This window comes from Candidatus Methylomirabilota bacterium, assembly GCA_035709005.1.
Lineage (GTDB): Bacteria > Methylomirabilota > Methylomirabilia > Rokubacteriales > CSP1-6 > 40CM-4-69-5.
On sequence record DASTFB010000065.1, the window covers coordinates 1 to 6,075 of the forward strand.

Annotated in this window: 6 protein-coding genes; all 6 read right to left on the minus strand. The window is 69.3% G+C overall.

The features are described 5' to 3' along the window. Window positions 1–184: 184 nt before the first annotated feature. On the minus strand, window positions 185–1,414 hold the full coding sequence (locus VFR64_10265; protein ID HET9490121.1) for an ISL3 family transposase: 1,230 nt from the start codon (window positions 1,412–1,414) through the stop codon (window positions 185–187). 246 nt (window positions 1,415–1,660) lie between these two features. Beyond that, on the minus strand, window positions 1,661–2,557 hold the full coding sequence (locus VFR64_10270; protein ID HET9490122.1) for a hypothetical protein: 897 nt from the start codon (window positions 2,555–2,557) through the stop codon (window positions 1,661–1,663). Further along, on the minus strand, window positions 2,554–3,321 hold the full coding sequence (locus VFR64_10275; protein HET9490123.1) for a molecular chaperone TorD family protein: 768 nt from the start codon (window positions 3,319–3,321) through the stop codon (window positions 2,554–2,556). The genes VFR64_10270 and VFR64_10275 overlap by 4 nt, the downstream gene beginning before the upstream one ends. Next, window positions 3,305–4,570: a 4Fe-4S dicluster domain-containing protein gene (locus VFR64_10280; protein ID HET9490124.1), complete on the minus strand. Its 1,266-nt coding sequence runs from the start codon at window positions 4,568–4,570 to the stop codon at window positions 3,305–3,307. The genes VFR64_10275 and VFR64_10280 overlap by 17 nt, the downstream gene beginning before the upstream one ends. Before the next feature lie 3 nt (window positions 4,571–4,573). Next, window positions 4,574–4,840, minus strand: a complete 267-nt coding sequence (locus VFR64_10285) for a hypothetical protein (protein HET9490125.1) — start codon at window positions 4,838–4,840, stop codon at window positions 4,574–4,576. A gap of 2 nt (window positions 4,841–4,842) precedes the next feature. Further along, window positions 4,843–6,075 (minus strand): nitrate oxidoreductase subunit alpha (locus tag VFR64_10290; GenBank protein HET9490126.1); only part of this gene is annotated, 1,233 nt, incomplete at its 5' end.

Below are 6,075 nucleotides of genomic sequence, written 5' to 3' on the forward strand. Positions count from 1 at the left end.
CCTTGGGACGATCGAAGTCAGGATCGAGCCGTGACGTGACAGTGATGGCGCCGTGTCCGAGGCTCGAACGCACAGATGACGGATAACTTCGCAATCCAGCGGACGCGCTTCGCGCGCATGGCACGCCGCAATGCGCGAGCGTACCCTGTATAAGGACAAGGTGCGCCTTATAATAAGAAGGGCTCTACCGGGTTTCGTGTGGGTAGAGATCGAGACCTCCACAGTGGAAGTAGATCGCGATCTTGAAGTGCTGGGCATTTCGGAAGCCTCGGGCCGTCTTCTTCACCCACTGGATCACCGCGTTGACCGCCTCGAGCCCAGCGTTGGTCAGGCCGTGGCGCGCGTAGGTGAGCAGGTTCGGCAGATGCCGTTGCATCAGCTTGGCGACGGCCGCCATGGGCTTGAGCCGGCTATGCGTCGCCCGCCAGAACCAGCGGGTGAAGAACTTGCGGGCGGCCCCCGGGGAGCGATACGCCCAGAACGTGCGAAAGCGCTCCTTGAGCGCCCAGGCTCGGCCGACTTTGAGATCCTCGCGGTGCAGGGCCCGGAAGGCCTCGCGCTGGGCCGACGTCATGGCCTCGGGCCGCATGAGCCAAAGGTACTTAGACCCGGTGAGCCGCGTGTCGCCCGCCCGCTTGAGGGTGCGGTGCTCTCCACGCCGCACGTGATCGACGGCGTCGTGCAGATGTTTGACCACGTGGAACTTGTCGAAGACGATCTTCGCCTCGGCCGCGGGCAGATGGGCTCGGGTCGACTGCACGTAGGGTTCCCACATGTCCATCGCGACCGCGGTAATGCCGTCGCGCTGCGCCGGCGTCAGCGTGGGCCAGAAGCTGTCCAGGCTCTCCTGCTTGCGGTCATCGGCGAGGTACAGCACCCGGCTCCGCTCCAAGTCGGCGACCACGGTCAAGTATCGATGCCGCTTGGCGATGGCTTTCTCGTCGACGCCCAGCCGGGCCACCACCTCCTGGCCACGCCGGGCCAGGCCGCGCCTCACCGCGCGCCTCTTGATGCCCCAGGCCTCGTCCCAGGTAATCCGGAGGAGTCGGCCGGCCCCCGTCACCGAGCACTCCCGCAGCAGGTCGATGGCGAGCCGCTCGAACAGCGCCGTGAACTGCGAGCCCGGCTCGGCCCAGGGGATCCGAATCTGCTTTACGCCGTGCTGCCCACAGTTCACGCGGGGCACGTCGGCCTCAATCCAGGTCGTGAACTGCATGGTGTCCAGGTGCCGCCAGCGCCGGGGCTTGCCGTCGTACCGCGGTTGGGTGCTGTCGCACTCCGGACACATAAATGGCCCCGGCCCTGCCTCCACCTGCACGACCACCCGCTGCCCCTTCACGTCGAGCTCGACATTGACGACCGTCCACGGCGGGGTCAGCCCCAGCATCGCCCGATAAAGTTCGACGTCGCGCATCGCTCCGATCCTCCTTTCGGTCGATCGGAGCATAGACGGAGCCGGTCACGAACCCACACGATTTCCGGAAGAGCCAAAAAATGAGACGGCGCTTCTATGTGTGCTGCGGAGCCCATGCCGCGCACGTCTTGGCCGCGCTGAGCTGGCTCGCCACGACGGTGGCGCTCCGCCAGACACCTGCCTCGAGGCGGGCGCGCTTTACTGGCACGTCGTGCTCGCCCTGTGGCCGGTGCTCTACGTGTCCGTCTATCTGCTGTGAGCGGGGGTACGCGCCGCGTAGAGCTCGACGCAGCGCCGGCACAGGCCGTCAGCCGGGCGCCACCAGGGAAAGTCCCGGCCGATCGCTGCCAGGACGTCGCCGGGCAGTGTCGCGGGCGCCGGCTCGAGGGCGCGAGTCGGCAGATCGCAGAGGCGACACCGAGTCGGCCGCGCGCCCTCCGCCCCGCCGGCGGCAAAGGCGACGAGCGCGGCATGCGTCAAGTGCTGCGCGTCGAAGAAGCGATCGAACGCCGCCTCGGCATCGGCCCCGAGCTGCGGGAATGCGCGCGCGAAGTCGGCCAGACGCTCGGCCCGGGCCGTCGCTGGCAGGCTGCCCAGCCGGACGAGGCGCCCGTCGACCCAGGCCTTCCACAGCACCCGGTAGCTGTCGCGCACCACGCGCTCCCGCGCGCTCCCACCCCCGCCCGGCGGGAGCGTCGCCTCGTAGCCGAACTCCGGGTCGAGCATGTCGGCGACGTGGCGCAGCTCGCGACGGAGCAGGAGCCACAGCCGTTGCGGCGCCGCCACCGTCTCCGGCGTGACCTGTAGGAAGAGTGTCGGGCCGACATCGGAGCCGACCAGGAGATCGGCCGTCTCGTCCCGCCGGCTTCGCGCCAGTACCACGAGCCAGCGGCCGCAGCGGGGCGCGATCCCCGGCTGCTCGGCCAGGGCGCCCCGCAGGGGCCGGTCCAGGCCCAGGCGCCTGAACCAGCGTGCGTGGAGCGCCTCGAACGCCGCCTCGCGGGGCTCGAGCTCGACAACCTCGTACAGCGTGTCGCGTTCGGCATGGAACTGGTGTGCCGAACGATGCCCGCGTATGGCGGCGAGCACCGCGGCCTCGACGAGCCGCGGCTCGAATTCCGGATCGAGCTGCCGCGCCCTCATGCGCCCGCCCTCACCCCGGCCGGCCCGCACCCCGCCGGCGTGTCGTCCGGTTCTGCGGAGCGCAGACGGAGCAGCCCGGGCCCGGCCGCGACGCCCGCGCGCGCGCACTCGGTGGCGACGAAGCTGGCGAGCAACCCACCGAGCGCCCCGTAGAAGCCGTCGCGGTCGAGCCGGGCCAGCGCCGTTCCGAACGCGGGCGCCCAGCGCCCGACGTGGTCACGCAGGAAAAGCCGCGCGGCGCCGGCCGTCACCGCGCGCGAGGCCTCATCGCCCAGGGCCAGCGCGCGCGCCTCCTTCCGGGCGAGCATGAGCAAGAACTCGCACTCGCAGGCGATGTGGTCCGGACGCTCGCGGGCCGCCGTGTCGAGGCGGAGGCCGAAGGCCCGGAAAAAGCCCCCGAGGTCGCTCATCTCTCGCTGGGGCGCCCACAGCGAGTCCTCACCGTACTCCGTCTCGTAGGGCGGCGCCGCGCCGCGCGCCGTGTGTCCGAACAGCCGCCCGTACGCGAGGGCGAGCTCCGCCACCGTGGTCGGCGGCTCGACGGCGAGCGCCAGCGCGAGCGGCGCCAGGCCGTCGCGGCCGGCGACGAAATCGAGCACGGCGGCAATGTCGGCCAGCGCGAGGGCTCCCGCGCTCGAGGCCAGCCGGGCAATCGTCTCTCCCGTGGGAGGCCGGAACCCCAGCGCGAGCGCTTCCCAGAGCGCGCTCCGGGCCAGGGCCAGATCATCCGGCGCGAGCCCGGCGCTCTCAGATGGAGTTGGCATGCTGGCTCCCGCGGACGTGGATCGGCTCGTCGACGGTCGTCCGAAACAGCTCCTCGCCGTCCCGGCCATAGGCGATTACCGTGTCGTTGTACAGCGTGATCTCGCGGCCGCGCAGCGTCCCCTCGTACGTCTTCGGCCCCTCGACGACCTTGTAGCCGAAGATCATGCGATTCGAGCGGCGGAAGAGCTGCAGCACGGCCAGCAGCTCCCGATCGGGATTCTCGTAACGCTCGATGGCCTGGTCGACGCCGGGACCGAACATCTGGCGCAGATAGGGTCGCGGCACCCACCGGGGCGGGATGTAGTACCCGTTGGGCTCCGTGCCGAACTGCGGGTAGAGCGGCAGGGCCACCCGGGCGACGTGGACGAGGTAATAGAGCGGATGCTGCCGGTCCTCGGCCCACGTCCCGTCGCGGTTGAGCTTCACCAGGCCCTGCATCCGGATCTGGCCGATGCACGCGGTCATGCAACGCGTCTCCAGCGGCACGCCGCCGCTCTCCGGATCCTTGCCCTCGATCCGGGGATAGCAGGCGATGCACTTCTCCGACACCCGCGTGTTGCCCCGGTACATCGACTTCTTGTACGGACAGGCCTCCACGCACTTGCGATAGCCCCGGCACTCGGCCTGGTCGATGAGCACGATGCCGTCCTCGGGCCGCTTGTAGATGGCCTTGCGCGGGCAGGCGGCGAGGCAGGCCGGATACTGGCAGTGGTTGCAGATCCGGGCCAGATAGAAGAACCACGTCTTGTGCTCGGGCAGCGCCTCTCCGGTCTTGTGGTACTCGCCGGGCACCCCCCGGGTGCCCACCGGGTTGTCCTCATAGATGTTGGGCGAGTTCCACTCCTCGTCCGTCGGCAGGTAGCCCAGGACGCGGGCGCTGTCGGGGGTCAGCATCCGCTCGGCCTCGAAGATCGTGCGTCCCTCGAAGCGGCCCCAGGGAGCCCGGCGGTCGTCGCCGAGGGCGCCTGTCCAGCCCCGGCCCTCGGGATTGGCCCGGTCGAGCAATTCCAGAATTTTCATGTCCCAGAACATGGGGTAGCCGCCGTAGGGCTTCGTCTCCACATTCGCCCACCACATGTGCTCCTGGCCCTTGGCGAAGGTCCAGGTGGACTTGCAGGCCATGGTGCAGCTCTGGCAGGCGATGCAGCGGTTGATGTTGAACACGAACGCGAACTGCCGCTCAGGATAGGCCGCCTGATAGGGAAAGGCCATCTCGCGGCCGAGGTGCCAGTTGTGGACGTGGGCCATAGGCTAGTCCCCCCGATGCCGGCCGAAGACGTTCACGCACTCGGCGACGATGGCCGTGACCTCGGCCTCCCCGAGCTGCCGGAGCGCCTGGTGAGCGCCCGCGTAGAACGGCGACCGGAACAGGCGAAGGATCTGCGGGCCATTGAAGCCCAGGCGGGCGAACTCCTCGGCGAAGACCCAGGCCATGTCGCGGGCAGCGTCGCCCTCCGCGGGGAGGCTGACCCCGACGAGGACGGTAGGATCGCTGGGATCAGGATCGGCGAACGGCATGATCAGGCCCTCCGGTAGAGGTCGCCGGCCAGGTAGCGCTTCATGAAGGCATTCTCGTTGTCGGGCGTGAACCCCGTCGTGGTCGGCGCCCACACGCCGATGCCCCCGAGGCCGCCGTCTTCCGCCTTGGTGATTCTGACCAGCGTCTCCTTGGGGACCGTGTTCAGCGCGTGGTTGTCGGCTTCGCCGCCGAAGATGAAGCTCATGGAGACCTTGGCCTTGTGGAAGAGCGTGTCGGTCTGGTGCATGGGCATGTGCCAGTTGCGGGTGACCGACTGCTGGGAGCCGTAGCGGAGGTTCGCCTGGTAGCCGGTGTTCGCCGACAGCGCGCGGCCGTCGGGGCGGGTCTCGTGGGCGCGCACGCTCTTCTCGGTGGCGATGAACGGGGCGTGCTTCATCATGACGATGTTGTACGGGTAGGCGTGGTTGTACTTCACCCGCAGCATGCAGCGCGCCACCTTGTAGAACGGGTCGCCCGGCTTCGCCCCCAGGTACGGGCGGTCGGCCGGATTGGCGTCGACGTAGACGTAGTCGCCGTCGTTGATCCCGAGGTCGCGCGCCGCCTTCGGGTTCAGGTGGATCTGGTGCTCGCCGACCGACGGCGAGCGGCGGTCGAGCCGGTACGGGTCGCCGAAGTTGGAGTCGTAGAGCATGTGCCAGTCGACGTTGGACCAGCTGGAGTGCACGCGGTGGCGCGTCTTGGGGGTCAGGCAGTAGAACCGGAAGCCCCGCTCCCAGAGGAAGTTCCTCGTCGACTTGACCTGCGACCACGGCAGCTTGACGTTGCGGATCGTGCGGGCGTCCCAGTGCTCGGCGGTGAGGGGGATCCCGTAGTCCTGGGGCCGGACATGGGGGTTCGCGGTGACGATCACGTTGGGCAGGTAGGGCGTGGCCTCCGGTCCCTCGCGGTGGACGATGAAGTTCTCGCCGTACTCGATGGCCTCGGGCACGTCGGCGTAGGCGTGCAGGCGCCCGGTGTCGGTGTGGAACGGCTCGCTGTCGTGCACCTGCTCCCAGAAGGGGATGCGGGGGTAGGTGCGGAACAGCATGAGCGCGCCGCCGGGCGGCCCGTACCGACCGGCCATGATGTCGGCCAGGCGGTAGCCCGCGGTGGTGGTCGAGGTGTCGAGCAGGCGCTGGATGTAGACCTCGCGCCGGCCCTCGAGCGCGAACTTGAAGTAGTCGGCGAAGCGCCGGTCGCCGGTGGTCTCGCCCAGGGCCTTCGCGATGCCGGC

What these genes read in the sequence shown, in the direction of transcription:
- VFR64_10265 (HET9490121.1), bottom strand. Translation starts at nt 1,414, where the DNA reads ATGCGCGACGTCGAACTTTATCGGGCGATGCTGGGGCTGACCCCGCCG.
- VFR64_10270 (HET9490122.1), bottom strand. Translation starts at nt 2,557, where the DNA reads ATGAGGGCGCGGCAGCTCGATCCGGAATTCGAGCCGCGGCTCGTCGAG.
- VFR64_10275 (HET9490123.1), bottom strand. Translation starts at nt 3,321, where the DNA reads ATGCCAACTCCATCTGAGAGCGCCGGGCTCGCGCCGGATGATCTGGCC.
- VFR64_10280 (HET9490124.1), bottom strand. Translation starts at nt 4,570, where the DNA reads ATGGCCCACGTCCACAACTGGCACCTCGGCCGCGAGATGGCCTTTCCC.
- VFR64_10285 (HET9490125.1), bottom strand. Translation starts at nt 4,840, where the DNA reads ATGCCGTTCGCCGATCCTGATCCCAGCGATCCTACCGTCCTCGTCGGG.